This window comes from Paenibacillus selenitireducens, from assembly GCF_002021565.1.
GTDB classification, from domain to species: domain Bacteria; phylum Bacillota; class Bacilli; order Paenibacillales; family Paenibacillaceae; genus Paenibacillus_K; species Paenibacillus_K selenitireducens.
In genome coordinates, this window is sequence record NZ_MSZX01000023.1 from 20,661 (window position 1) to 45,240 (window position 24,580).

Annotated in this window: 23 protein-coding genes; 20 read left to right on the top strand and 3 right to left on the bottom strand. The window is 41.4% G+C overall.

Annotated elements, in window-relative coordinates:
• Positions 1-71 precede the first annotated feature (71 nt).
• The 11 genes from BVG16_RS30685 to BVG16_RS30735 all read left to right on the top strand — a co-directional run bounded on the left by BVG16_RS30685 (position 72) and on the right by BVG16_RS30735 (position 13,056).
• Entirely contained in the window at positions 72-1,178 is a 1,107-nt protein-coding gene (locus tag BVG16_RS30685) for a polysaccharide deacetylase family protein (RefSeq protein WP_078503003.1), read from the top strand.
• A gap of 282 nt (positions 1,179-1,460) precedes the next feature.
• Positions 1,461-1,970 carry a hypothetical protein gene (locus BVG16_RS30690; protein ID WP_078503004.1) on the top strand — a complete coding sequence of 170 codons (510 nt, stop codon included), beginning with the start codon at positions 1,461-1,463 and terminating at the stop codon, positions 1,968-1,970.
• Between the two features lie 81 nt (positions 1,971-2,051).
• Entirely contained in the window at positions 2,052-2,270 is a 219-nt protein-coding gene (locus tag BVG16_RS33920) for a VOC family protein (RefSeq protein WP_078503005.1), read from the top strand.
• A gap of 189 nt (positions 2,271-2,459) precedes the next feature.
• The gene (locus tag BVG16_RS30700) at positions 2,460-4,274 is read left to right on the top strand and encodes an RNA polymerase sigma factor (RefSeq protein ID WP_078503006.1); all 1,815 of its coding nucleotides are present in this window, start codon (positions 2,460-2,462) and stop codon (positions 4,272-4,274) included.
• Complete coding sequence (locus tag BVG16_RS30705) at positions 4,271-5,386, top strand: extracellular solute-binding protein (protein ID WP_078503007.1); 1,116 nt, start codon at positions 4,271-4,273, stop codon at positions 5,384-5,386. The genes BVG16_RS30700 and BVG16_RS30705 overlap by 4 nt, the downstream gene beginning before the upstream one ends.
• 225 nt (positions 5,387-5,611) lie before the next feature.
• Positions 5,612-6,814, top strand: a complete 1,203-nt coding sequence (locus tag BVG16_RS30710) for a macrolide family glycosyltransferase (RefSeq protein ID WP_078503008.1) — start codon at positions 5,612-5,614, stop codon at positions 6,812-6,814.
• Positions 6,815-7,168: 354 nt separating this feature from the next.
• Complete coding sequence (locus BVG16_RS30715) at positions 7,169-7,492, top strand: ArsR/SmtB family transcription factor (protein ID WP_078503009.1); 324 nt, start codon at positions 7,169-7,171, stop codon at positions 7,490-7,492.
• Positions 7,492-7,908: an SRPBCC family protein gene (locus BVG16_RS30720; RefSeq protein ID WP_078503010.1), complete on the top strand. Its 417-nt coding sequence runs from the start codon at positions 7,492-7,494 to the stop codon at positions 7,906-7,908. Before BVG16_RS30715 ends, BVG16_RS30720 begins: the two co-directional genes overlap by 1 nt.
• A 167-nt stretch (positions 7,909-8,075) precedes the next feature.
• Positions 8,076-11,246 (top strand): ATP-binding cassette domain-containing protein, encoded by a 3,171-nt coding sequence (locus BVG16_RS30725; protein WP_078503011.1) that lies wholly within the window; start codon positions 8,076-8,078, stop codon positions 11,244-11,246.
• Between the two features lie 217 nt (positions 11,247-11,463).
• Positions 11,464-12,375: an aldo/keto reductase gene (locus BVG16_RS30730; protein ID WP_078503012.1), complete on the top strand. Its 912-nt coding sequence runs from the start codon at positions 11,464-11,466 to the stop codon at positions 12,373-12,375.
• A 162-nt stretch (positions 12,376-12,537) separates the two neighbouring features.
• Complete coding sequence (locus BVG16_RS30735; RefSeq protein WP_078503013.1) at positions 12,538-13,056, top strand: hypothetical protein; 519 nt, start codon at positions 12,538-12,540, stop codon at positions 13,054-13,056.
• Positions 13,057-13,103: 47 nt separating this feature from the next.
• Here BVG16_RS30735 and BVG16_RS30740 read toward each other — a convergent pair whose 3' ends face one another.
• On the bottom strand, positions 13,104-13,784 hold the full coding sequence (locus tag BVG16_RS30740; protein ID WP_144027546.1) for a hypothetical protein: 681 nt from the start codon (positions 13,782-13,784) through the stop codon (positions 13,104-13,106).
• 297 nt (positions 13,785-14,081) lie between these two features.
• On the opposite strand from BVG16_RS30740, the gene BVG16_RS30745 reads away from it, so the two are divergent.
• From BVG16_RS30745 to BVG16_RS30765, 5 genes are all read left to right on the top strand, one after another.
• Entirely contained in the window at positions 14,082-14,750 is a 669-nt protein-coding gene (locus BVG16_RS30745; RefSeq protein ID WP_078503015.1) for a phosphotransferase, read from the top strand.
• A gap of 29 nt (positions 14,751-14,779) precedes the next feature.
• Positions 14,780-14,971 carry a hypothetical protein gene (locus tag BVG16_RS30750; RefSeq protein ID WP_144027547.1) on the top strand — a complete coding sequence of 64 codons (192 nt, stop codon included), beginning with the start codon at positions 14,780-14,782 and terminating at the stop codon, positions 14,969-14,971.
• 355 nt (positions 14,972-15,326) lie between these two features.
• Positions 15,327-16,274: an alpha/beta hydrolase gene (locus tag BVG16_RS30755; RefSeq protein WP_233147216.1), complete on the top strand. Its 948-nt coding sequence runs from the start codon at positions 15,327-15,329 to the stop codon at positions 16,272-16,274.
• Positions 16,275-16,620: 346 nt separating this feature from the next.
• Positions 16,621-16,995, top strand: coding sequence for a hypothetical protein (locus tag BVG16_RS30760; protein WP_078503017.1), 375 nt, complete (start codon positions 16,621-16,623; stop codon positions 16,993-16,995).
• A 364-nt stretch (positions 16,996-17,359) separates the two neighbouring features.
• Entirely contained in the window at positions 17,360-17,806 is a 447-nt protein-coding gene (locus BVG16_RS30765) for a GNAT family N-acetyltransferase (protein ID WP_078503018.1), read from the top strand.
• A 419-nt stretch (positions 17,807-18,225) separates the two neighbouring features.
• Here the strand turns inward: BVG16_RS30765 and BVG16_RS30770 are convergent, their stop codons facing one another.
• Complete coding sequence (locus tag BVG16_RS30770) at positions 18,226-18,711, bottom strand: hypothetical protein (protein WP_078503019.1); 486 nt, start codon at positions 18,709-18,711, stop codon at positions 18,226-18,228.
• 428 nt (positions 18,712-19,139) lie between these two features.
• Between BVG16_RS30770 and BVG16_RS33585 the strand changes: the two genes are divergently transcribed.
• Both BVG16_RS33585 and BVG16_RS30780 read left to right on the top strand, forming a co-directional pair.
• Positions 19,140-19,475, top strand: coding sequence for a DUF4111 domain-containing protein (locus BVG16_RS33585; protein ID WP_269845624.1), 336 nt, complete (start codon positions 19,140-19,142; stop codon positions 19,473-19,475).
• 401 nt (positions 19,476-19,876) lie between these two features.
• Positions 19,877-21,697, top strand: coding sequence for an alanine--tRNA ligase (locus BVG16_RS30780; RefSeq protein ID WP_078503021.1), 1,821 nt, complete (start codon positions 19,877-19,879; stop codon positions 21,695-21,697).
• 21 nt (positions 21,698-21,718) lie between these two features.
• On the opposite strand, the gene BVG16_RS30785 is transcribed toward BVG16_RS30780, so the two are convergent.
• Positions 21,719-22,813, bottom strand: a complete 1,095-nt coding sequence (locus BVG16_RS30785; protein ID WP_078503022.1) for a lactonase family protein — start codon at positions 22,811-22,813, stop codon at positions 21,719-21,721.
• A gap of 259 nt (positions 22,814-23,072) precedes the next feature.
• On the opposite strand from BVG16_RS30785, the gene BVG16_RS30790 reads away from it, so the two are divergent.
• On the top strand, positions 23,073-23,396 hold the full coding sequence (locus BVG16_RS30790) for an ArsR/SmtB family transcription factor (protein ID WP_078503023.1): 324 nt from the start codon (positions 23,073-23,075) through the stop codon (positions 23,394-23,396).
• 95 nt (positions 23,397-23,491) lie between these two features.
• Positions 23,492-24,493 carry an NADP-dependent oxidoreductase gene (locus BVG16_RS30795; protein WP_078503024.1) on the top strand — a complete coding sequence of 334 codons (1,002 nt, stop codon included), beginning with the start codon at positions 23,492-23,494 and terminating at the stop codon, positions 24,491-24,493.
• The last annotated feature ends 87 nt before the right edge of the window (positions 24,494-24,580 follow it).

Sequence of the window (24,580 nt, forward strand, 5' to 3'; positions counted from 1 at the left end):
ATGGTACAATCACTCCATATGTTCACTATAATTACAGTTCGAACATCAATCTTGCTTTGTGAGGCGACTACATGTTTAAAAATATCAAATTTATTCTTTTATCTCTCCTGCTAGTGACATCTACAATTGTGTTTGGCTACTTCGTAATTCAAAGATACCATTCGAAAATCCCTATTCTCAACCATTTGTTTGGGAGTGCCATCTCTCCATACGATGGATTAAAACCTGAATCTAATAATCCAAACGGTATCTACTATAAAGACCGCGTTCTTGTGCTGATGTATCATAATCTCAGTCCTGAGCCGAAGGACCCTGGAACATTATCCGTCACTAATTTCGAGAAGCAATTAGAGTTAATGAGAGATAATAACTTTCACTGGATTACCATGAGTCAGTACATAGATTTCATACGGCACTCTTCCCCTGTTCCGGACAACGCGGTGCTCCTTACTTTCGACGACGGCTATGAATCATTTTATACGTATGCTTATCCGCTCCTACAGAAATATCAGGTCCCTGCGTCCAACTTCCTTATTGTCAATGCAATCGACAATCCGGAGTATAAAGGGATTCCGAAGGTGACCTGGGAGCAGGTTGAACTGATGCATAGAAACGGCATTGAATTTTTCAGTCATACGTATGACTCGCACAAGTATGCAAATACTAATTCTTCAGGTACTTCGGAGACTGCAATGCTTGCCGGTCGGATTTACCTGAAGGACAAGCAGCGGAAGGAAACTAAGGAAGAGTACAAGCTTCGTGTTACTAACGACCTTAAGCATGCCAATGACATCCTCCAGCAGAAGCTGGGCGTCCAAAAAAATGTGCTTGCTTTTCCTTTTGGGTTCTTCTCTGAGTCGCTTCTAGACATATGCGATCAGTTAGGAATTGATGTAACGCTGACTGTAAAGATGGGTTTAAACAAGCCCGGACAAACCAATGGTTTTCGAGTGAATGCTGGAGGTATGGTCAATGATCCGGTGCTGCAGCTATCCCTCATGAAACACGCTGAGGAGAAGCTCGGCAGCATTCAATTTGATGAGGGTTCAAGAACGCGTAAATTTTATATAATCATATCTCTGCTTGTCCTCGTGGTTGTCGCTGCCCTTTGGTTATGGAGTGGGTCGAGGTTGCTCGCAGAGAGAAAGCGTAAAATGAGCAAAAGTCTCTCTGCCTGATGAGTGGTTTTTGTTAGCGATACTGCAAGAAATCGGTTAATTGATACCGCCACAAAGAACGGTTTTCTAACGATTATAAGTAATATGGTTGTATAAAGTAATTTTTACTTACTGCACTAACGGGTACTATAGCTCAATAAACACTTATTATATTACCTAACAGAACACGATAGTTTAATACTGTAAGGGCTGCCAAGTGGCAGCCCTTTTTTCCGCTAATGAGCAGTTTTGCAACATACCTGTTTCTCCAAGCGTCATAACAGTTGAAAAGAGGGGATTCTATTGAAATTAAAATTCATTTTACTGGCATGTGTTATGTTAATAGCGTTGACAGGATATTTTAATGAATCCTTAGAAAACCATCCTCGACAAACAGTGGGAGAGGGAGAATACAATGACGGAAAAGAAATTGTGATTGAAGCGAAAAAAACATTGGAAGACTTCAAAAAAGCTTTGCAAGAAGAAGGACTTGAATTAATGCCAGTTGAAGAATCTAACAATGATTGGATATTAAACAACATGAAATCAAATAGATTTACTGTGGGCAGTCCTGTCGAAAATACAGACCCAACTAAACTAGAGCAAGTTTCAATTTATGTTTTCGAATCAGAAAATGCACGAAAAAAAGGGTTGGAAGATTTTAATAAACAAAAAGAAAGATATGATATGATGCTTCCTCGTATTTATGAAGCAAAAAATGTGATGGTATTTTATTGGGCACGTGCTGCAATGGATAAACCTGCGAAATACGAACAACAATTTCAAAAAGCAATCAATCAACTTGAAAATTAAAGCAATATATTAATGCCCTTATTTTACCAAATATTATGGTACAATATATCTTAAATCTTGGTATTACGATCATTAAGGAGTGTGAAAAATAATGGTTTAAACCTTATCTTAGACAGCAATATTTACAATGGGGATTCATACTTTAGAAATCCTGCCTTCCATTTGAACACGGACGATATACATAAGGCTTACCAATTCATGAAAGACCGTAAAATTGAACTTGTCACCGATATAGAGAATGGCCATTGGTTTAATTTTAAAGATCCAGATGGCAACATGTTGATGATTTGTAAATGTTAGAGTCACTAGTGTTGTTGCACTCAAGTATTGGGCAGATAAGCGCAACATATAAAGGATAATTAAGTGTTTTTAGCAGAATTATTTCTCAAGCTAACTGACTCTGACAAAAAATAAATTTAAAATCTTGTTCAAATCGAACGAACGGGCGGCATCTAAATAAATAGGGCGAAGAGACGCGAGGAGGAAAGTATGGCATTCGAAGCGGAAGATAGGGCAAGTGCAGCTAGCAAGGTTGCATCCGTCGGGATGGCGTCCTTCGATCGGGATCAGTCGCTGGTGGAGCGTGCGCAGCAAGGAGATACCGAGGCGTTCGGCGAGTTGATCGAGCAGCATCGCAATAAAGCGCGCGGCTTAGCGGAGCGGCTGACAGGAGATCCCCACATGGCCGACGACGTGGTACAGGATGCTCTTATACGTGCATTCATGCATATGGGTTCACTCGTCGATACTAGCCGTTTTCTCCCCTGGTTTTACCGTATCGTGCGTAATCAGGCGAACATGCGAATGCGACGGGGCGGACCGCACCGGAATGAACGGCCGTTCGTTTCCATCAGCTCCCCGGAAACAAATGGCTCAAGGGTTGACTGGGAGGACCTGGACAGCATCCTCTATTATCTGGCACGTACGGCGACCGATGCAGCAATGAGGGAGCAGGACCCGGCGGAGCATCTTCTGCGCAAGGAAATATACGAAACGATTCATGCGCTGCTGCATTGCCTGAGCCGCAAGGAGCGAGATATTTTCAAGGCTTACTTTTTCCGCCAATTGAGCCCTGATGAGATCGCCGAAATGTATCGAATGACGACCGGTTCGATCTATACGTATATCCACCGCTCTCGCCAGAAGCTCCGGAATGAGCATATTCGCGTCACTCTCGGCCTTTTGCCTGAGAAGAAGGGAGGAAGCGGATTGGCCAGACATAAGCTACTTGACCTGCGGTCATGGCAGGCAGAGCCTCCAGTCATGTCGACGTTCATAAGCAGCATCGGGCGAATGCTTGCTTCAATAGGCGACCAGAGGGAAGCCGCAGAACTCATGGGGGTGTCCACCTTCGCATTCCGGATGAAGCTCTCGGATAAAACGACGTTCGCCGACGGCATCTACGTGTTTGACTGGAGAGCCACACTGCAGGGACTGATGAGAGAAATCGGCTATGAGATCTCGGTGCTATGCGGTCAACTGGCAGATTCGCCCGTTCCGCTGCTCGGGGCGGTGGAACGGTTCCCAGTCGTGCTCCGGATCGAGGAGGCGGTGCTTCCGTTCATCCGCAGACACATCGACGCCGGGAGGCCGGTTCTGTATTTTGATACGCTGGTTACCAGGCCATATGTGCACGAATGGTCGGTTATCTATGGGTACGACGACCGGGTAAGAGTCGTTCATCTCACCGATCCGATTCGGCCGGAAGGCAAAACGCTTTCGTACGACGATGTGATAAACAATCCCGTCCGGTTTTTAGCTGGTTTTGGCAGTAAACTGGAACAGACAGCAGGAGAAACTGCAAGGCGACCTAGGGAGACAGGAACCCGCGAGCAAGCACTGCGGACGATCCGATTCGCAATCGCCTACGCAAAGCACGGCTGCGAATATCGACCACGAACCTCGTACTTAAATTACACGTCCGGGCTGGCGGCATATGACCGCTGGATTGACCATCTGCGAAGCCCGCATATTGCGCCGAACCGTTACGGGATGGGACAGCTCTCCGCCGTATATGCCGAGGCGAAGCGTTATGCGGCGCTTTACCTGCGGGGCGTGCCTCTTGAAGGAGAGGCGATGCGGCTGGCGATGTTGGCGTCAGTAGCCTATGAGCAGGCCGCCGACGCGATGGCTGAACTCAGCAGGCTTGTGCCGTTCATCCGGACGTCGGAGGTTCTGCCGCCGGACATGCGTGAAGTATGCGTTGAGCAGTTGGAGAAAGCCAAGGCCTTCGAAAGCGCCGCGGTCGGTTATCTAGAGAAAAGTATCGCCGTAAAGGCTGGGGAAGAGGGAAGCAGACAATGAAAGAGCTGCGGTTTATGACGGAGTTTCAACATTTGCAAAGGTTGACGGATGCCAAGGAGTCATTCGAACGGGCCAACCCTGGCGTAAGAATCGTCATCGAGCAATCGACAGATCATTTTGAATCGAATAACGCCTATCAATCCGACGAGGCGCCGGATATCATCGAGTCGGGCGGGTGGTCGCTATTTAACAATAAAGACATGTTCGTAGATTTAAATCCCTATGTCGCGGAAGTCGACGGACTTGAGGAGGATCTTTACCAAGGGCCAATGCGGGTCGCCCGCCACAACGGTATGCTGCCAGGACTGCCGGTCGACGTCAGCATACCGCTTATTGTCTTCAATAAGGAAATGTTTGACCGTGCCGGACTAGCTTATCCGACCGAGGATTGGACATGGGACGATTTTATCGAGTTGGGTAAAAAGCTGACGATCCGCAATGAGCATGGCGTCGCTTCGCAGTTCGGCTTTGGAATCGGCGTAGATATCGAGTGGTATGAGCCGTTTGTGTTCCGGAATGGCGGAAGCTATCTGTCTCCGAACGGATCGACGGCGAGAGGGTATGTCGACAGTCCGGCAACCATCGAGGCGTTCCGCAAGGTGATTGATGCGTATCGTGTACACGGGATTATCCGGAAGCCGGACGAACCTTCCGCAGCGGGTCAGCTTCACGAGGGTTTTGCGATGATCTTCGGTTTTATGTGGTTTACCGGCGATTTGATCTATCACAAGATCGACGACAAGTTCGGGGTGGTTGGCCTGCCGAAAATGCAGGGGGGCGATCAGTCGAACATGATCTACATGGGCGCGGCCGGTGTTACTTCTAAGTCGAAGAACCCTCGTCTAGCCTGGGAGTTTCTACGCCATTATATCATTGAGCGGCATTCTTGGCCGCTTCCGCTGACACGCTCTCAGGCGGAGGATCGAGGTCTGACCGGGCACCGCCTCTGGTCGCGTTACATGGAGGAGCTCGACCATGTACGGCCAAGCGGGTATTACCTGAGCGAGAAGTGGAATTCGTCACGTCAGCTGATTAACGAGGACATCCACAGGATGATTCTCGAGGGTGCCGATGTCTCCCAAACGCTGCGGTCATGGACGAGGTTCGCTTGATGAAAAAAGTTATTTCCTCTAAGCAGGAATCAAACATGAACGAGCAGTTCGCCACGGCGTCTGCTCGTTTTTTTCAACTAGACGGGCAGAATAGTGGAAACATATGGTGATTAAAGTTTTGAAATTTTCAAGTAGTGTACTATGATAAACTTGATTCCATGATTTGATTCGAGCGATGGTATGGGACAGTGCCCCTTACTCTAGTATACCTAAGGAGTGGTAGAAATGGCGCGTGTGTTATTTATTAATGGTGGATCAGAGGGACATATCAATCCAACGATTGGAGTTGTGCAAGAGCTTATTTCGCGTGGAGAAGAGGTAGTGTACTTTTCTATAGAAGCTTATCGGGAGCGTATTGAGAAGACGGGAGCAACAGTTCGAACATTTGACGATCAAAAATTTATAAAAGCCTTTATCTCAGGTGGAAGAGATTATTTACTCGAAAGAATCAACGGTCTTTTACTTACGGCAGATATAGTCATTCCAAGCGTTCTTGAACAGATCAAAGGAGAGCATTTTGATTACATCATCCATGATTCCATGTTTGGTTGTGGACGTTTACTTGCTCAAATTCTTAAGCTTCCTGCAATCAACTCTTGTACTTCTTTTGCGCAGACAAAAGTATCATTCGATAATATGTTGGAACAATTTTCTATAAAAGTCCCTGCAGAAATAGTTAAACCTATAAACGATAAATTTCAAAGCCTGACGGAAATGGTGAAGGAAAAATATGATGTGGAGATCCATTCTCCTTACGAAGTGTTTTGTAATCCTGCACCACTTACAATCGTTTATACAACAAGGGAGTTTCAACCTTATGGAGAAGCATTCAACCAAACTTATAAATTTGTAGGTCCATCCATCTCTTCACGATTAACTCAAGAGAACTTCGACTTTACTGCAATCAAGGGGAAAAACCCAATTTACATTTCACTGGGTACCGTCTTTAACCAAGCAATTGAGTTCTATAAGCTTTGTTTTGAGGCATTTGGGAACACGGATCATACGATTGTCATGTCTATTGGGAATAAAGCCCAAATTTCTGATTTAGGGGAAATTCCTAAAAACTTCATCGTAAAAAATTATGTTCCACAAACGGATGTACTGCAATTCACTAAATTATTTATTACACATGGTGGAATGAACAGTACACATGAAGGTCTCTATTACGGGGTTCCGCTCATTGTAATCCCACAAAGCGCGGATCAGCCGATCATTGCGGGGCAAGTCGCCAATATCGGAGCAGGCATTCAATTACAAATGCAAAGCTTGACTGCAAATCAACTACGGGAAGCCGTAGATCATGTGTTAAGCCTCTCATCTTTCAAGAAAGCTGTTGCAAATATGAGCGAATCCTTTCAAAAATCAGGTGGGTATCATCAAGCTGTTGATGAGATTTTCGAATTTAAAAGTCAAGATCATATCTAAAATAAAGGAATGGTGTAGCTCCTGTCGAGAGTATGCTAATGGCAAGGGATTTAATCCCCCTCGGAACCACCAAACGCAAACAACCGATCTTAATCAAGATCGGTTGTTTGCGTTTAGAAAATATATTTACAGTTGACAAATCCCAGATGGCCACGACTGGATACGAATTTCATATACAGATCGTGGAATATGAAAGATTCTGACCAAGGGCCCGATTATGGAATAGCAAGGGACTTGACATGACACCTTTTGGTGTCCTATAATAATTAAGACAACAAAAGGTGTCCTATAAGGTTATTATGAAGTTTAATCGGTGACACAACAGGAAATAATAATGAAAAGGTGGGGGTGATTTTGAACGAAAAAAGTCAGGTGAGAGATGTTTATGACGCTGTTGCCGATCCAACAAGGCGAAGATTACTTCAAATGTTGGCAGAAGTTGAAGAATTACCCCTACATGAGATAACGGTTCATTTTCAAATGGGTCGTACAGCAGTTTCTAAGCATTTATCTATCCTTAAAGATGCTGATCTCGTAACTACTCGAAAGGTTGGTAGAGAAACGAGGTATCGGTTGAATGCCACTCCGCTCCAAGAAATCCAAGATTGGGTATCTATTTACGAGGGATTCTGGAAAGATAGAATTGTTAAACTAAAACTTTTATTGGAGGAAGAATAATGAAACCAGATTTATCATTAGATTTTCAATTTACAAGTTCAATCGAGAAGGTGTGGAACGCGTTAACTGATTCGGATACGCTTGCGAAATGGATCTGGAACAATGACTTTAAACCAGTCGTAGGACATAAATTTCAATTCCGTGCTGAGCCAAATGAATGGTGGGATGGAATCGTAGATTGCGAGGTACTCGTAGTGGATGAGCCTCATACATTATCTTACACTTGGCTAAGTGCCGGAGAAGGCACTACGGTTACTTGGACTTTGAAAAAAGATTCAGATGGAACTGTTCATCTACATCTCGACCAATCTGGATTTAGTGAAGCAACAAAAGCCCGCCAGGGAGCCATCGAAGGAGCTAAATATGCTTGGACGAATATGGGTGGTCAGCTTGAAAAAGTGTTAGCAGAACTGTAAAGATGGTTTCTTCATCCTCCATTCATCCAATAGAAATTGATAATTATAAATATTAATCGGTTTACTTCAAGAATAGGGCGCTTTTCTGGAATACGGAAAGTGCCCTTTTTAATGTAATTAATCATGGCAATACTAAATGAAGAGAATGGAGATGAGAGGATATCCCTATGAAAATAAATCAATTAATTGCGAACAATATTAACAAATTAGATGCAGTATTACCAGTAGATGAATCGTTAGGAATTGCTGGTTTGTCTGGATCGGGTAAAACAACTTTTTGTCAATCCATTGGTGAAGAATCCAAGAAGCGACTCGTTTCCTTATTGCCAAAGGCTGAATATCAGTATTTATTTCCAAATATCATGGAAACCAATTTCAGTGCCATCAAGATGGAAGAAATGCCACTTGTACTTTTTCTAGGTAGATCATCCATTTCTTCAAATCCACGTTCAACCATTGGCACACATACTGGCGTGTTTACAGAGATTCGTGTTACTCTTGCTGAAAAATATAATCTTTCTCCAGAAGTTTTTTCATTTAATAATCCATTAGGCTGGTGTCCAGATTGTAAAGGTCGCGGAACTTCTAAAAATGTCGAATGTAAAAAGTGTAAGGGGAAACGCTTTAATCAAGAAGTTGAGCAATATAAAATTGAATTATTTGATCAAGCACAGCGTATTTCCGATATCAACGACTTAAGCATTGAAACCATTTTTTCACAAGCAGAAGTTTTAAAGATTAGTGAAGGAAAACAACAAATTCTAAAAAATATAATCAATATGAATATTGGTTATTTAACATTAAATCGCATTATGGGTACATTGTCAGGTGGAGAATTAACACGACTTTACTTGGCAGAATTCATGGCAACAAGTGAAAATACGGTTATTATCATTGATGAAATCTCCGTGGGTCTTGATCACCAAACCCTATTGAAAATTTTAGAACAGATTACACAATTAGGGTATAAGAATCAAATTTGGCTCATTGATCATTCTGACACGGTGCTTGACACAACGGACGAGCAATTGTTCTTTGGACCAGGTAGTGGTAAATACGGCGGGAAAATTGTTGAAGAATCACCACGTCCACAACCAATCAATTGGGAACGAAATCAGGCAGCACCAACAGAATATTACCAATTTCATGATCTTTACTGTCGTAATATTCAAATGGCCGAAATTCAGATTCCCAAAAATAGACTTGTAACTTTTACGGGTGAGTCTGGATGTGGTAAATCTACACTTGTCAATGAATGTATGGCCAAAGATTTTCTGAAGCGATATCCCAAAGATAAACTCGTAATGGTTGGGCAAGATCGAAACCAATCGATTACCAGTCGGTCAACCGTTGCGACTTTTCTTGATATTAAAAAGAAGCTCACAAAATATAGTGAAGATATTGATGATATTTTTCAGCGCTCGATTGAAGATATTATTGATGAACTGCCAAATGAGGACATCGCTCATAAACGCTTGAGCTTATTGATCAAACTTGGGCTTGGTTATTTGACGTTGGAAAGAAAAACACAGTCCTTATCAACGGGTGAATTTCAATGTGTTCATTTAGTTTCTGAGCTGTTTGCGAACGCAAGAAACCCACATACACTTTTTATTTTTGACGAACCTTCCAAAGGTTTATCACAAAATATTTTAAATCAGTTCATTGATAGTGTTAGGGGCATTCTGCAGGATAAATCTGTCTCCATAATAATGATTGAACATAATTCGTATATGCTAGAAAATTCTGATTTTATCGTTGATTTTGGTAAAAGACAGCTTGCACCTGTGGAGCATCTTGATGTTCTCAGTCATGATGATTATTATCGTGAACAAAACAGTACTTCTAGTGTTGGTCCATCACGAATTTCTTCAACACTTAATCAACAAAATGGAATTAACTATTTAAAAGAAAATCAGATTGCCTATTTTAAAAATGCAGAAAACATCTATAAGGGCGGCATCTTAAAAAGCTTATCATCCATGGCACGTTTGATTTATGGTGAATACGATTCGGATACCATTGCACCCGTCATCGCCATTGATCTGGAACGACATTTATATAGTCAATACAGTTTTCTATTTGAAATTGGTGGCTTGATCAACCATATAGTTACGGCGCATCCAACCAATAAAGATACGAATAGCTTTGATTTCTATCATCAAGACAATCATTGTCCAAGCTGCTCGGGCCGCCGGGTAATTGAAAAATTTGATTTTGATGTTGTTATTCAGGACAAAACCGTGCCATTCTGGGATGGCCTATTGCATCCAGACGTGATGGAGATTTTAAAATATTATCAATTTCCAAAATTAAAATTCATCTTTGATGAGATTAAAAATGAGCTCGGTCAGGATATAAGCAAAAGTTATAACGAGATGACAGAAGCAGAAAAGCATACCTTTTTATACGGATATTGGGAAAAGTCATTCTATGATAAAGCAGGCAAGGCATCGAGGACTTGGGAGGGCTTAAATTTCATCATTGGGCGCTATATGGTCATATCCAAATCGATTATTAAAGAGCATATCAAAGAATCCAAAGAAATGATTACCTGTCCAATCTGTCAAGGAACTGTGCTAAATCATCATAAAAAGCTAAAATTTGGCGATACGGATATTCGTGAGATTATTGGGCAGCCTCTTGATCAAGTGATGAAAACCGTTGGGAATTTACAGATACTAGAAAAAATAAAAGCCATTGTCGGCGGCGATATGCCTTTGACAGAAGATGTCTCTCTATTGCCTAGGGAAACACAAGTCGCTCTGAAAATGCTTGAACTAGAGCTGGCAAGCTTTGCGCACTATGAAATGGTTTTACAAAATGTCCTGCCATTCTGGGGCCGGATTAGCGGCAGTATCGAATCCATCAGCATGAATAATCGGATCACCATCTGTGATTTTGCCAATATCACCGAAACGAGAGAAACCATCATTGATAAGTATTTCACCAATGGAAAATACAAAAAACTGACCTATGTCTATGAAGCGTTTGGTTACAAAAAAATTGTCACCCTAATTAATAAAATTAAAGCAAGTCATTCCTGTCCATTCTGTAATGGGAAGAAAGTCATTTCGGAAGATGGGCTTCATGATGGTGTTTTTAAATTATCGATACCATGTGTAAGTTGTTATGCAAGTGGCATCAATGATGAAGGGCGTAAGGAAATCGTTGATGGCATAGACGTGCAAAGATGGCTAACTGGCAAAGTAAGTGATGTTGTTGCTGAAAGCTTAAATCTTGAGGCTGTTGCAGATATTCCAATTTTCAACCGTATTCGTGAGTTGAATAAACAAGAAATGATGGCAATTTACCAATTCCTTGAGCAAAATAATTAAACTAGAATGATTAAAACAAGCGATATTTTAATACAGAGCTAGATGTTAGTCAGTGAAGAAAACTCATTTGCAATAATGAATTGCAGATGAGTTTTTTTGCTACTTGCCGGACAGCAATTGATAAACAGAACTCATCCAAGGATTAATATGGTATAATAACAAAACTGAGTCGCCGTGAATATATAGTAAATGATAATGAAAAGAAAGAGGTTTTAACATGTCAAAAGCATTAGAACGCCGAATAATAGGGCGGATGAATAAAGAGGTTACTTTTCTAGGATTCGGGGCATTAGAAATCGGTCGGGATTGGGGTATAGGCTCGGAGACGGAGCGTCCGAGCGAGCAAACCGCAGGAACCTTGCTAAACGAAGTGTTGGATTTAGGAATTACTCTGATCGACACAGCAAGCGCCTATCATGCAAGTGAGGAGCGCATTGGTAAGTCGATCGCTTCCCGTCGATCCCAATATGTACTTGCTACCAAAGCAGGAGAGCATAACCAATATCCCGGTACATACTACGATTTCTCATATAAGGCGATCAAAGAGTCGATCGATCGAAGTCTTTTGTTGTTAAACACCGACTATATCGATGTTCTGCAAATTCATTTCGGACCCGATCCTCAAAAAGTTCTTGATGACGGCGAGACCGTGGCTGCGATGAAGGATGCGAAAAAAGAAGGTAAAATCGGGCATCTAGGTGCCTCCATCGATGGAGAGCTTGCGAAGCGGTGCATTCTAAGCGGTGATTTCGATATCATGCAGCTTGAGTATAATTTACTCAATGTTCATAACGATGAAAATATTCAACTTGCTCATGAGAGAGGAATCGGGGTGTTTATCCGCGGTGGTCTCGGCTACGGCAAGCTTACTTCGCGAGTACTTCCTCAAATTACAAATGATCCTGCTGGAAACGCCAAAGTAATGAAATTGCTTGAACTCGTTGGTGGGGAATCCGATCGACTGACCGCTCTTGCTTTGCAATTCCTGTACAGAAAAGAAGGAATTACGTCCATACTTGCGGGAACGAAGAACATTAACCACCTGCGCACCAACTTTGAATTGCTGGAAGTGGATTTCGAGGATCGTGTTTGGCAGGCTGCTGAAGAAATCGCAAGCCATGCTAAATAGGTTGGCAGTTCATATACCGTTCAACGGGTATCAATAAAACAGTAGAAGGATCCGCCACGGCGGATCCTTTTTACTTGCTCACAGGGTAGTGGAAGCCTGTGGCTTGCAACTTATTCATGATTAAAGCGTTTAATACACTAGTACCAAATGAGGAGGATAAAAATGCTAAATTCATCAATCACATACGCTAAGAAGAAGAAAGCTTTCTTTATAGTCTTTAATATTGCACTTTTTACCATAATTATCATAGGATTAGTAGTTGCGGTTAGTAAATTTAATGATCCTGAGAGAGTCTCATCGTCTATAGATAATTCAAAAGAGAAAGCAACCGAAGATCAATCATCCATCATAAAATTAGGCGGAATTGACACATCGGACGGTAAGGATTTATTGATATGGCTAATTGGGGGAAGTTCAAACAATTTCGGAAAGAGAGACTTGGTAAAAGGTGAAACTATTACTTGGACTGTAGCATGTGAACAGGAAAGAGAACTTAAAATTGGGATCATGTCCGTCTCAACAAAGAAAATTTATAGTGAAATTGTCAATGATGGAACAGGTACAGTAACCTTTACAATACCAGAGGATGGAGATTATCGTATCTATGTTGAAAATAATTCCTTGGATGATGCACATTTTCACTTAATACTAGATGAGAAATTAGAAGGAGCTATTGTATAAGTAGATAGCGAAATTGGCGATTATTTAAGATGAGCTTGTATTTTGGATCAATTATTTTTTAACGGCTCGACACCGATCGTGGTACCTGTATCGCCCGGGTCTTTCATTTTAATATTTGTAATAAACCAGCCATCATAGCCTTTGGCTGTCAATTTCTGTACGGTGACAACCGCAGAGCCCTTGCCTTTCCAATTGGAAGCAACAAGACCATAATCGAATGAGAATTGAGTCGTTGTTTTATTCAAAGATTTTGTTTTGAGCTTTTCGATCTCAGACATATGCGGACTGGAGCCACCCGTTGTCCAGTAGTAATCTTCGAATTCTTTCTTGGTTTTGGAACGCAGTTCAGGTGAGAAAACAGCAAATTGCAGCGCCCCATTGCGCTTCTGAATGCCTTTGACCCAAGTATTTAAGGCTTCTTGTGCTGTAGAAGGGACCATAGCATCTTCCAAACGGTTGATCTGAATCGCTTGTTTAGCGGATTCCGGCAGTGTCACTTGAACTTCATTCTTATCAGCATCGTAGACCGCTTTACCTTTAAATACTTCCGCAAGACGATCGATCGGAACAAGCACTTTGCCGTCTTTGACTTGAAGGTCCAGATAGCTCGTCACAAACCCATGACCATTGATAATCAAATCCAAATTAGATCCTGCATAAGCGGAGCCTGCAGCAATCATCGCCCCGAGGGCAGTACACAGCACAATTTTTGACAGGGGTTTCATCAATTATTCACCTCTTCTTCATATAGAAATATAGACGATTTATCCTGGGAAAAGTTTCATCTGACATAGCAAAGGGGGGCCCAGAGGCTGAACCTTGACGATGGTAGTGAACTGGAAAGTGTCTGGAGGGAGCCTCAGCTCAGCGGGCCGTTCCGAACGAGCACTGTTCATTAAGCTAAAGGACAGTTTAACGCAGAAAATCTACTTACAGGTTAATTCAAATTATGGTAAGTTTAGGATACAAAAAATTTCCAGTATAACGTAGTTCAAGTGTGGAATGGCATGACATGAGGGGGCGGATTGCCCGTCGCTAGACCGTTTGAGTTAGGGATATGGGAAGGTCGTCCCGGAATTATATTCGAAAAGATTGTCGGGGAAACGATCGTGAATCGATTATTTGAACAAATGTATACTTTTCAAAATGACAAAACAGATAGCGAACTACGAATATTCGCGAGAGTGCTGAATGACATTCATATAGCATCCGTCTTCGATATCGTTACCGATCAAAAGGAGAATTTAAAAGCGATTATTGGCCGATCTGCATTGTTTACCAATGACGAAATATCAGCCATCCATTCCTATATTGACCATTTACCCGTTAAACAACAGCTTTGTCATGGTGATACAAATATGAGTAATCTGATACTGAGAGACGGCTTACCGGTCATGATCGACTGGATGCATGCCTCGCTTGGCAACCCGGCAGCGGATGTCGCGGAAGTTTGCGTGACGATCGATTATGCTGTCTTGCCACCGGAAACTCCGGCTGCTGTCGATGAGTTCTTTCAAGCTTCGCGGAAAGAGGCCTACCACATTTTCATCGACGAGTACTGTAAGTTGTCTGGAGTAACAGAGGAAGAAATTAAGTCTTGGTATGTACCGGCTGCCGCGCGTTCAATTGCTTCGGGCGCCATACCAGATGAACAAATTGCCAGACTTGCTGCTATGATTCGAGATCGGATATAAAGAAGAGTTTTCGAATGGGGGCTTTTATCTTGAAACAAGATTATAAGAAAATTGGGTTAGGTTCTCTTATTTTCTATATACCAGCATTGATTCTGGGTTATAAATTCAAAAATGACTTCGGAGCAAAATTAGGTAAAACCTTATCTTTGATTATGATTATCTTTTTATTAATAACGTTGTTTTTTTATTGCAGTTTAGCTCATTTAATAATGAGAAAATAAATTAAACTTAACAGAAGTTTAATTTATTGAACGGAAAATCGCTAACCATAAATCAGTTGAACTAGGCATAGAAAACCGTGTAATTCTCATCCAAGGTACGATTGATGATCTTCCTCGGCAAGACTCGAAGTTCGACACGAAGAGAAGTCGACAATATCGTGTATTCAAACATAAACGAGTTTTTGTATATTGAGGATGCAAACAGGAAAGTTCAAAGGGAGGAGAAAGAATGTGGCTGATATTAAGACATAAGAGGGAATTTATATAGCGATTGTAAACTCGTACTTTTATAGTGTCGACAGTGAATATATAACAATTTACTGTGCTACAGTTATTTAGGAGGAGGTAATTCGTTATGTTGAAGTTTGTAATCGCTCTTTTCATCATGTCTACCGTATGCTTATTTGTAATTGGGTGTTCTGCGAACAAAGCCCCCGCAAAGTCAATTCAGACTCTCTCCGAAGAATCACCTGCAATGGACAAGAATAATCCATTATTATCCTCGGAAATTCAAAAAATAACCTTTTATAGTAAATCTCTTGATCAAGAAAAAAAGATGAACGTTTACCTCCCAAAGGGTTATAGTTCTGCAGTACATTACCCTGTTTTATACCTTATCCATGGGTACACGGGGAATGAGACGGATTGGATACCCGGACTTGGGATCGATCAAGCAGCCGACAAATTAATCGAGGCGGGGAAAATTGTACCGCTCATCATGGTTTCTCCTGAGCTGGATAATAGCTACGGCATTAACTCTTCTCAAACCTACTCTGTGACTAATACTGGAGATCCATACACGACTTATAACGGCATGTATGAGGACTATTTGTACAAAGATGTTATTGGATATGTCGATAGTCATTATAGTACATTAGCTAAACGCGAGAGCCGTTACATCGGCGGGTTGTCAATGGGTGGTTTTATTAGCTTGCATACAGCTTTCTTGCATACCGATATGTTTAGTAAGGTGGGAGGGCACAGTCCTGCTTTATTCTTGAACGATTGGTCTACAACTGGCGGTGAAAATGGTTTGAAATCTTTCCTTTATCCAACCGATACAGTCCGACAAACCCGTGACCCACTTATTCTTGCACAAAATCTAAATTCATCAAAAATGAAGGTATACTTGGATTGTGGGGATCAAGATGATTTTAAGTTTTACGAGGGTTCGGAAAAATTGTATTCTATTCTAAAAGCTAAAGGAGTTTCCGTTGAATATCACTTAAATAAAGGAAAACATAATGGGGACTATTGGAAATCGATGGTTGATAATTATTTGCAATTTTATGTTGGGAAATAACTTCCTCAACACGGGAGGCACGTAGCAAGCAATTGGAAAAATTGAATTACTTCACTGTTCTCGAAGAGTCATTGATGAACGTTAAGCTTACTGGGAACTATAGATCAATAAACATCATGACGAGGCTGCCTGCATGTAACGGCAGCCTCGTTGAGCTAACGGGCAGGTTAGCTTCAATATTTTCGCGAATACTCTACATATGGAATTATTAATGAAGTTCATGAATAAGACGGTGGTGGGACGTCATGAACACAACAACGTTATGCGAAATGCCGAAGCTAAATAAGTAATACAATTATAAAACCTTTAAAATGCTAGGATTAATAACTACTGAAAGGTTAGAGTAATGAAAAACTTACAGAGAATTATATGGATAGAAGCAGAACAGTGGGCAGAGGGGCAATGGGATATTGAAGATGTAAATACTGATGTAATTGTAGTCTTTTCAAATAAATTGAAGTGGGTAGCAAGTTTTTTTACATATAAAAACATAAATACAAGAAGAGAAAATAATAGAAAAACAGGAGAATGTATGAATGGGGCCTATTTATGGTTTAGTGATATGGTATTAATTGATATTGGAAGTAAGGAAAGGATCCACGAAGTAATACATTACTTAATTGAAACAGATGAGTTTCAAAACGTCTTTACTAGCTACCCCGATGTTGAAATAGAAGATGATGAATATTACCCTAAAGGATTCTTTGATAACGACTCGTAATCATAGCAATCTTCTATTTTGTGAGTAACTCAGGTGGCACTTCGCCTAACACCGTATCTACGCCCTTGGTTCGCGACAAGTGGAAGTGGAGAAGTTGATTCAGCGAACAACCCTGCGAGGCTAAGTCCGTCGGACCCGGTGCGGAGCGCCTTAAGCCTCTCGGGTTCGTAGATACAAAAACGTTATGCGAAATTCATTGAAATAGTCTAAAAAAATATGAATAATCAAATAGCATGAAAGGAGTGATGTAGTATGAATAATACGAATACGAGTAAAACCAACAGTGATTTAAGAGGTGTTTTGATTTAACACAGAGGAATGATTAGGTGATTCCTCTGTGGAACTTGACAAGGAGGAATCTAAAATGGCAATTAGTTTGAAGCCTGTATCGGTTGATAACTGGTATAACTGCACCCAATTGGAAGTAACAAAAGATCAAAAGAAAGTATTCCCAGCCCCAATAGTATACTGGATTGCTGAATCAAAGTATGTCACTGACTTTGAACCGATGACGATCTATTATAGTTCGGATATTATAGGTTTTATTGTGTATTGTAAGATACCGGATAATGAGGGTAACTATTGGATTCCTGCACTGATGATTGATGAAAGGTACCAGGGAAAAGGGCATGGAAAAGAATCGATGAAACAATTAATAGAATTAATGAAAGAAACATTGAACTGCCAAAGAATTATGATTGGACATAGACCCGAGAATACAGTTGCAGGTAATCTATATGAATCTCTGGGATTTGAAAGAGTAAGTAAAGAATTAATTGACGGTGAAGTGGTTCGTCATCTTATGACTTAAAAGAATTGAGTAGTTATTCAATGAAGTCAATGAACATCACATAACAATGTATTCATGCCGCGGTCGCTGATGCTCCCTAGGTCTGCCCGCGGCACTTTCGAAGAAGCGGATCAGGCAGACAACCCTGCAAGGCTAAGTGGCAGAGCCAGCCGATCGCTAACGCTCCCTTAAGCCTTTCGGGTTCATGAATACAAGAACGTTATCGGAAATCTCCAAGTGCTAATTAAAGGATAATAACGAAAGCAGTATAAACTGAATATTTCGGTGTCATAGAGCCATTAGGTTAAATGGACCTTGTTAATAAAATTGAGCCATCATGTTATTGCATTGAGCCAAGGTTGAGACTAAACTAACGGGCAGATTAGTTGAACCAATGAATTATGAATATTATTCCATCCTCTGCAGTGGACAGCATCCCCCTAACACAAAACTATAATTCTATAGGGTGTGGTAATGGCGGGGATACTTTTTGTGGTAGGTCCATAAATAACAATTAGATCTCGGTTCGCAGGGGTTCTTGAAAAGTGTTGCCCATTTGTTAATACTATTTGAGTATATGGAGAAATATTTAATCGTAATCGTCCATCACTACTCTCCAACTCAGTATTAAAATAATCTACTTTTACATTCTGATATGGGCTATTTTTTACCATGACAATTGCTTGATATTGTGGAGGGTAAATTAGTGGAGCAGGTGCATTTCCGTCATAATATCCAGTCACTTGATCTCCTACTGACATCATTACATGGTCTACAAAATAAGTATTGGGTGACACAACGAAATTTACTAATGCTCCCAATCCGTTGTCTACAGATACTAAATTAAAACATCCTTCACCATTTTGACCTGTAAAAAAATCATTAATCATAGTGATAGTCCCGTGAAAAGAATAAAAATTTGTCATATAATATCTCCTTTTGCTTTAAAAAGATAATGCACTATTCGTAAAGTCAAATAACCTTTGTTTACAGTATGTAGGTTAATAACTATATGATTGTGCAGATGCCTATAAAGGAGATTCCTCAGAGAATAGCGTGTTGCGCTAACGGGGAACGTTAGTTGAACAGAGCGAGGAGCAGTTTGCTACGGCAGCTGCTCGCTCATTTTATTGGGCTAACGGACAGGATAGTTGATTATAAATAAGTATTACCTTGATGTAAATGTCAGTTGAATTATACTTAGAGCATCGATTTTTTAGTTGTTGTAAAAGAAAAGCTAACACCAGTAAATAATTCTAGGATTGCAAAAATAGATTTAGCTTCTCAAATTGTTGTTGCCTATGAGAGAGGAATAACCCTATACGGAAAACCATTAAGTAAGCTTTATGAACCGATCGAGAGTCAATACTACCTTGCCTCCATTCTACACGATGTGGATGGAGCAGCAGAGGAGATCATTGACAATCCCCCTGCGTACCTTACTCCTACGTACCTAACCTTAAATCTCAGTCGAGTCCTTTATTTTATAAAAAAAGGTAAGATATCTTCAAAGCGAGAAGGCGGAGAATGGGGAGTAAAAAATTTGCCTCAAAAGTTTCAGCAGTTGGTTAACCAATGTCTAAATGAATACAACGGAGAAACAGATAATAGTAATGTTGATTCACAAAATTTTTTAGCATTCGTTGAATACATGATACAAGAAATAAAGCAAAACATATCATTCAGCTAACGGCGAACTATAGCTGAATAAACATCCAGGACAAGGCTGCTGCTGATGCCAGCAGCCGTTGCTATTTTAACGTTAAAGACAGTCAAATCGCCCGGTTGACATCCGACTTCCAAATGGTTACAATTTCAATAATTAGGAAATCAATATGGTAAATCAATGAAAGAACAAAATATGCTACATTTCGTTCAGAGAGGGATGTTTCGGTGTGAAATCCTACGAAATTTAGTGTGTTGCCGGTTCAGGAGTGCGGTTAATGCCCGTCGGTTCGACCCGTTATTGTCGACAGAGCTGATTGTTTCGCTATACGCGGATACAATAACTTGGGTGGTACCGCGATAAAATCGTCCCAATTTTTGGGGCGTTTTTTTGTTGTCAAAAACAGATTAGAGGGGGACAAAACAATGAAATTGTATACATCTAATGAAATTAGAACGAAGTATATTCAGTTTTTCCAAGAAAAAGAACATGCCGTAATTTCAAGCTCTTCTGTTATTCCCGATAATGATCCAACCGTTCTGTTTACGACAGCTGGTATGCACCCCCTGATACCGTATTTGCTTGGTGAGAAGCATCCGTCTGGTACGAGGTTAACTAATATCCAGAAGTGTATACGTACCGGAGACATTGACGAAGTCGGTGATGATACCCACTGCACATTTTTTGAAATGATGGGCAACTGGTCATTAGGCGATTATTTCAAACACGAGTCGATTTCATGGAGTTGGGAATTCGTCACGTCCTCGAAATGGCTCGATATACCCAAACGAAAAATTGCGGTTACTGTTTTCGAAGGAGATGATGATGCTCCTCGTGATGAAGAATCGTACGAGATTTGGCGTGAATTAGGTCAAAGTGAGGAAGAGATCTTCTTCTTGCCAAAGGTCGATAACTGGTGGGGCCCGGCAGGTCAGACAGGACCATGCGGTCCTGATACAGAAATATTCATCATTTCCGAGAAAGAACGTTGCGGTCCTTCATGTTCTCCAGCATGCGGATGCGGACGTTACGTTGAGTTCTGGAATAACGTATTCTTACAATACTACAAAACAGCAGCTGGAAAGTTTGAGCCACTTATCCAAAAAAACGTCGATACAGGAATGGGCTTGGAAAGAGTGTTGGTCGCTTTGAATGGTGGAACAGTATACGATAGCGATCTCTTTTCTTCGATATTTTCCAGCATTGCAACACTGTCAGGGACAACATACGAAGATCAACAAAAAGCATATCGTGTAATTGCAGATCATACCCGAACAGCCGTATTTATCCTGGGTGATGCTTATGGAGTTACCCCGTCTAACGTCGATCAAGGCTATGTTCTACGTAGATTAATTCGTCGGGCTCTTCGTTTCGCAATGCAATTGGGTATTCAAGAAGGCGGTTTGACGCATATCGCCAAAGCAGTAATTGAGCAATACGAACAAACTTATCCAGAGTTGCAAAGCAACCGAGATAAGATTATTAGGGAGCTACAAGTGGAAGAAGCACGTTTTCAAAAAACTCTCGCACAAGGACTACGCGAGTTCGAAAAGTTTTCGGATTCGCTGGTAAATGGTCAACTAGACGGCGGTGTAGCATTCAAGCTTTATGATACTTACGGTTTCCCCATCGAACTGACTATGGAACTGGCAAGAGAGCGTTCTATCGTCATCGATATGGAAGGATATCGGGAGAAGTTTCAGAAACATAGAGAGTTATCTCAGGCCGGAGCAGCCCAGAAGTTTAAAGGAGGATTGGCGGATCACTCCACTCAGACGGCTAATTTGCATACGGCAACTCATCTTCTGCACGCTGCATTAAGAAAGGTGCTCGGCGACGAGGTGGCACAAAAGGGCAGCAATATAACAGCCGAAAGACTGCGTTTTGATTTTTCTTTCCATCGCAAAATGACGGAAGAGGAAATTGCAGTAACTGAGAAACTTGTCAATGAAGCTATTGCCGAAGGCGTGGAGATTACATTCGATGAAATGACATTGGATGAAGCCCGGAATGCAGGGGCAATTGGGTTATTTGAGAGCAAATATGGTCAGAAAGTAAAAGTTTATACAATGGGCGTATACTCCAAAGAGATATGCGGTGGTCCGCACGCGGCGAATACGGCAGACCTCGGTTCTTTTAAAATTATTAAGGAGGAGAGCTCTTCATCAAGCGTGAGAAGGATAAAGGCAATACTTGATTGCATTAGGCTAAATGGTCAGAATATTTTGGAACATGATATTGAATAGAAGCAGGTGGACCAATCAGAATCAAAGAACAGCTAAACCTTGCGATCCAAAGTACGGAAAGTTGGTCGATGCCGCAACCTGCAATCTGACTAGACTACCATCATCCTTGATATTAAATACTGATATTGTGCCATGATTCCCGTTAAGGGTATAAAAATTGCGTCCATCTTTACTCACTCCAGCATCTATTGGTATGCCAGTAGGTCTGCCAACTGGTGTACTTGTAATATGCCCGAGAACCGTTAGCGCTCCGCTGTCATCTATACGGTAAGTGGATATTGTGCCACTTAAGGTATTGGTGGTATATGCAAAACGTTCATTCCTCGTAATTGCAACCCAGCATGCTGTCTTCTGGCCGTTCGGTACGGAGCCACTGATAACATGAAGCAGCCCGTTGTCACTCATTGAATATGATGACAGCGCACTAGAAGCTACTTCCGTAACTAAAAGGATTCCTGAGGATAGGAAATAAGAGCCTAACGGTCTCGTACCATTAGAATCGTTAATGATTGGTCCTGTAACAGTACCATTTTTATGAACATGGAATACACTGATTCGGTCTGTAGTTAACTCAGTTACAACGATTTTACTGCCATCTGGAGTGAATAAAACCTGCGCAGGCTGAGCATTGATCGTACTTAGCGAATGGGTGGACCCCGGAATATAAGTAAGACGTCCGTTATCCTCTATGCGAAAACCAGTGATATTGGATGCAAAATTATTGGCGGCATTACCCACATTTGAAACATAAAGAAGATTACCGAATACATTTACGCTATTTGGCTGAGCACCTTCCGATGGCTTCACATCGGCGAGAACAAGTCCTCCGCTGTCGGTAATGATGAAACTACTGATACTATTACTGCCTGCATTAACTGCAAATAAGAAACGACCATCACGGGATAAAGACAGTGATCCTTGTGACACGAGGGGATCGATGCCATCGTTTGCTGTTGCAGGTGAAACTTTCCTTGTACCCGTACCTCTTCCATATGTTGGGTAGGGACCCATAAAGGTAAGTGTACCATTCGTGTCCCGATAAAAAGCTATGACTTCGTTCATTACTTCCATATTGGTCATCATGTAAACCATGCTCGTTCGAGTTGATGTCGGCATTTTATGACTTTCCTCCTTCGAGTAGTTCTTTGCTCCGCCTTAGATTATGTTATCGTTTAATATTATTCATCTGAAGCTAGAACAATGCCCCCGCAGTAAGGCTGTGGGGATACATGATGCTTTCCCGGGTTTGTGTTGAAAAACCGACCAGGAGGAGTGGAATCAGGATGTACTGGACTTACGCTTGATTTTTTTTAACCGGATGGATACAATTATGTTTAAGTGATTAAACCAATAGACTGAAGGGGAAAAGAAATGTATGAGCAAACAAACCGAGCATGTTCTGCAACAATTTAAAGAATGTATCCCTCTGCTGGATGTTCTGACCGACGAAAACCGTCAAGCCATTATTATTCTGCTGGCACAGCACAAATCGGGGCTTAATGTCAATACGATATCCGACCATATTAATTTGTCCAGGCCGGCCGTCTCCCATCATTTAAAGGTGTTGAAGCAGTCTGGTTTTATTAATTCCGAAAAAAAAGGCGTAGAGAATTACTATGTGCTGACTGTCCGTGTACCGCTTGAAAAGCTCAAAACATTAATTGCGGACGTTGAAGTTGTGTGCAGCAAGTCTCAGTGACCAGCGGAAGACTTAAGGCAAAGGTATGAATTGAAAATATTTTGCCAATTTGGTTCAATCGTTTAAACCAATAAACATAATTGGAGTGATGATAAATGAAGGCCATGATAATCGAGAAATACGGAAAAAATGTTCCATTAATTATGACAGAACAACCAATGCCTGACATCGGAGAGCATGATGTGCTGGTGGAAATCCATGCAGCCAGCTTAAATCCTATCGATTTTAAAATAAAGGAAGGGCAAGTAAAATTCTTGTTGAAGTACCAGTTCCCATTAATCTTAGGAAATGATTTCTCCGGAGTTGTAGTCAAAGTTGGCGATCAGGTGAATGCATTTAAACCCGGAGATGAAGTTTACGGGAGACCCCGCAAAAACCGGATCGGCACATTAGCCGAATATATTGCTGTTCATGAGGAAGATATTGCGCTGAAGCCGCAAAATCTAAACTTTGAAGAAGCGGCATCCATACCGCTGATCGGACTTACGACTTACCAAGCCTTTTCCGATATTTTGAACCTTCAAAAAGGTCAAAAAATATTGATTCACGCAGGTTCAGGTGGCGTGGGCACTTTCGCCATCCAACTGGCCAAGCTGATGGGAGCTTTTGTCGCAACAACAGCAAGCGAAAAAGGATATGAATTGGTCAAATCGCTGGGTGCCGATCTGATCATTAATTATAAAAAAGAGAAATTTGAAGAACTGCTTACGGGATATGACGCCGTTTATGATACTTTAGGAGGAGCAGCCTTGGAAAAATCATTCCGGATACTGAAGCCAAACGGACAAATAGTATCAATCTCCGGTATACCCAACGCAAGATTTGGACAAGAACAACAATTGGGTTGGATGAAAACGGCAATTTTGTCCATCGCGAGCCATAAAATCACATCTCTTGAGAAGAAGAGCCAAACGAGATATCATTACCTTTTTATGAAACCGAGCGGAACGCAACTGAAGGTTTTAAAGGAATATTTTGAAGGCAATCACATAAAGCCCGTTATTGATAAGGTGTATAATTTGAAAGATGCCGCTCAAGCGCTTCATTACCTTGAAGGTGGAAGCGCCAAAGGAAAGGTAGTCATTAGAATAAAGTAATTCATAGCTTATAGAGGTATACTTCACGACCGAATGCAAAGTGTGGCTGAGGTGGACATATATTGAAAATATCACGCAGGATAAGAA

Excerpts from the sequence above, each read along its gene's own strand:
- BVG16_RS30720 (WP_078503010.1), top strand. The coding sequence starts at position 7,492 with ATGAAACCAGATTTATCATTAGATTTTCAATTTACAAGTTCAATCGAG.
- BVG16_RS30710 (WP_078503008.1), top strand. The coding sequence starts at position 5,612 with ATGGCGCGTGTGTTATTTATTAATGGTGGATCAGAGGGACATATCAAT.
- BVG16_RS30735 (WP_078503013.1), top strand. The coding sequence starts at position 12,538 with ATGCTAAATTCATCAATCACATACGCTAAGAAGAAGAAAGCTTTCTTT.
- BVG16_RS30760 (WP_078503017.1), top strand. The coding sequence starts at position 16,621 with ATGAAAAACTTACAGAGAATTATATGGATAGAAGCAGAACAGTGGGCA.
- BVG16_RS30730 (WP_078503012.1), top strand. The coding sequence starts at position 11,464 with ATGTCAAAAGCATTAGAACGCCGAATAATAGGGCGGATGAATAAAGAG.
- BVG16_RS30785 (WP_078503022.1), bottom strand. The coding sequence starts at position 22,813 with ATGCCGACATCAACTCGAACGAGCATGGTTTACATGATGACCAATATG.
- BVG16_RS30770 (WP_078503019.1), bottom strand. The coding sequence starts at position 18,711 with ATGACAAATTTTTATTCTTTTCACGGGACTATCACTATGATTAATGAT.
- BVG16_RS30705 (WP_078503007.1), top strand. The coding sequence starts at position 4,271 with ATGAAAGAGCTGCGGTTTATGACGGAGTTTCAACATTTGCAAAGGTTG.
- BVG16_RS30790 (WP_078503023.1), top strand. The coding sequence starts at position 23,073 with ATGAGCAAACAAACCGAGCATGTTCTGCAACAATTTAAAGAATGTATC.
- BVG16_RS30700 (WP_078503006.1), top strand. The coding sequence starts at position 2,460 with ATGGCATTCGAAGCGGAAGATAGGGCAAGTGCAGCTAGCAAGGTTGCA.
- BVG16_RS30725 (WP_078503011.1), top strand. The coding sequence starts at position 8,076 with ATGAAAATAAATCAATTAATTGCGAACAATATTAACAAATTAGATGCA.
- BVG16_RS30755 (WP_233147216.1), top strand. The coding sequence starts at position 15,327 with ATGTTGAAGTTTGTAATCGCTCTTTTCATCATGTCTACCGTATGCTTA.
- BVG16_RS30780 (WP_078503021.1), top strand. The coding sequence starts at position 19,877 with ATGAAATTGTATACATCTAATGAAATTAGAACGAAGTATATTCAGTTT.
- BVG16_RS30795 (WP_078503024.1), top strand. The coding sequence starts at position 23,492 with ATGAAGGCCATGATAATCGAGAAATACGGAAAAAATGTTCCATTAATT.
- BVG16_RS30765 (WP_078503018.1), top strand. The coding sequence starts at position 17,360 with ATGGCAATTAGTTTGAAGCCTGTATCGGTTGATAACTGGTATAACTGC.
- BVG16_RS30685 (WP_078503003.1), top strand. The coding sequence starts at position 72 with ATGTTTAAAAATATCAAATTTATTCTTTTATCTCTCCTGCTAGTGACA.